Source organism: Streptomyces sp. NPDC001156, from assembly GCF_053598275.1.
Genome location: NZ_JBSFJX010000471.1, coordinates 1 through 2,159, shown reverse-complemented (window position 1 = coordinate 2,159; position 2,159 = coordinate 1). Strand labels below are relative to the sequence as shown.

Sequence of the window (2,159 nt, the reverse complement as noted above, 5' to 3'; positions counted from 1 at the left end):
GGATCGGCAATCACAGCAAAGCTACCTGCCGCCACTGACAACGCCGTCGGCTCGAAGCAATGTTGACTCTCCAGGATCGCGGCTATGCGCCTGCGTCTCGCCCACTGCACCACCGCCGACCTGCGCGCCTGGACCGGTCTGACCGGGCCCGAGATGCACCGCCTCGTCGGGCAGATGTGGCAGAAGCAGCCCGACACGGGCCGGGGCCGGCCCTGGGCGCTGCCGTTCACCGACCGCGTCCTGCTGCTCGTCCTCGCCTACCGGACCGACCTGACCATGCAGCAACTCGGCTCATTGTTCGGCATTTCCGACTCGGCCGTGCATCGAGTCGTTGACCCTCTCGCCGGACCGCTCGCCGAACTGCTTGGGCCGCCACCCACCGACCGTCGCGAACTATGGATCGTCGACGGCACGTTGATTCCCGCCCACGACAAGCGGAAGACGGCGAAGTCGAAAAACTACCGGCGCAGCGTGAACGTGCAGGTCATGTGCCGGGCCCACGACGCAGGGTCGTCGCTGTGAGCGACGCATGGCCAGGCAACCGCAACGACATCGTCGTCTTCCGCGAAACGCTCGGAAAAACCCTGCCTGACCACCCGCGGCTGTCCGGCGACGGCGGCTACCGCGGAAGCGACCCCATCCGCACACCACGCCGCGGACCAGACGGTCGTATCGTCAAAGACCGCACCTACCGAAGGTTCCGCAAACGCCGCGCTGCCGCCCAGCACACCATCGCCCGACTCAAAGACCACCAGATCCGCCGTCAGTGTCGACACCGCGGAGACGGCATCAACCACGTCGTCGCAGGCCTCGCAGCACTGCACAACCTCAAACTCGACATCGGATAAACCGCACCACTCGCCGCACCCGGGCCCGTAATGCCATACCCCGCATTACGGGATACCTCTTAGGGCCCGCAGAAGAACAACGTACGGGCGAGCGGCGCTCTGACCTGCGAGGTCAAGTCTGAAGCCCACAAGTTAATTCTCGGCGAGCCCTTAGGGCTTGCAGATCATTAACACGTCGCCTTGATCTTGTTGTGGGGCGCGCTGGTTTGGGCGAGGACCCGGGCTTGGAGGGCCGTGAGGACGACGGGTGGCGTCGTCGCGGGTGGGATGACGATGCCGTGTGCCTCGAGCAGTTTCCTGTTCTTGAGGAGGGTGCGGTGCATGGCGGTGCGGCTGTTGCCGAACAGCACGGCGAGAGGTTCCGCGGCCAGGGCGACCCGCAGATGGAGCACGGTGGCCAGGACCTGTTCGGGGAAGGCGAGCCGGGGCGGACGGCCGCGCCGGGTATGGCCGTCGGGGGGCCAAAGTCTCTGTGAGGGCGCCCAGTTGTTGCCGGGACATGCCGGTCAGGGCGGGATCGGAGAGCAGGGCTTGGTCCCACTGCGGGGTCGGCGCATGGGGCGCCTGGGCCGCTGGGACGGCCGGGCGGGGCTGCGGGTGCAGGGCATAGTTCCAGTCGCCGTGGAAGGCGTGCCGGGTCAGCGGCGGGGCCGCCATCTCCGCGTCACCGATACGGACTCCGGTGGGATAGGTGTTGGTGTCGAGGGCGGCACTCACGCGCAGTCCGGTGCGGGTGGTGGTCGCGGCGATGGACTGGACGATGACTTCGTGGCTGGTCAGCGGGCGGCCGCGCCAGTTCATGGTGATGTGCGAGAAGAGCCGGTGCTCGATTTTGTTCCACTTCGATGTGCCGGGCGACAGGTGACACACGGTGATGGTCAGTCCCGTTTCGGCTGCGAGCTGGGCCAGTTCGAGTTTCCAGGCCCGGGTGCGGTAGCCGTTGGGACCGCCCGCGTCGGCGGTGATCAGCAGCCGTGTCGCCTGCGGGTAGGCGGCTTGGCCCTGGCCGTGCCACCAGCGGCGGATCGACTCGACCGCGAACGCGGCGGTGTCGTGATCGGTGCCGACGTTGACCCAGCCGGTGTTTGCCGCCAGATCGTAGATCCCGTAGGGGACGGCTTTGCCCAGCTGCGGGTCGGCGAAGTCATGCACGTTCACCGGCACTGGCTCACCCGTAGGCCGCCACTGGCGGCCGTTGTTCTTGAACTCGCCGATGAGGTCGGGTAGCGGGAGCACATTGCTGTGCTCCCGCCCCCTCAGAACCGTGCGTGCCCGTCGTCCGAGCACACGGCTCAAGCAGGCCCTGGAGGG

2 protein-coding genes and 1 pseudogene are annotated in these 2,159 nt (G+C 67.3%); 2 read left to right on the top strand and 1 reads right to left on the bottom strand.

The annotated features are described in order from the left end of the window. Nucleotides 1–84: 84 nt before the first annotated feature. Both ACWDA7_RS52280 and ACWDA7_RS52275 read left to right on the top strand, forming a co-directional pair. Nucleotides 85–522 carry a helix-turn-helix domain-containing protein gene (locus ACWDA7_RS52280; protein ID WP_450615200.1) on the top strand — a complete coding sequence of 146 codons (438 nt, stop codon included), beginning with the start codon at nt 85–87 and terminating at the stop codon, nt 520–522. After that, nucleotides 519–848 carry a transposase family protein gene (locus ACWDA7_RS52275; protein ID WP_450615198.1) on the top strand — a complete coding sequence of 110 codons (330 nt, stop codon included), beginning with the start codon at nt 519–521 and terminating at the stop codon, nt 846–848. The genes ACWDA7_RS52280 and ACWDA7_RS52275 overlap by 4 nt, the downstream gene beginning before the upstream one ends. Nucleotides 849–1,015: 167 nt before the next feature. On the opposite strand, the pseudogene ACWDA7_RS52270 reads toward ACWDA7_RS52275, so the two are convergent. Continuing rightward, nucleotides 1,016–2,069, bottom strand: a pseudogene (locus ACWDA7_RS52270) (ISAzo13 family transposase); the annotation flags it as partial. Nucleotides 2,070–2,159 lie beyond the last annotated feature (90 nt).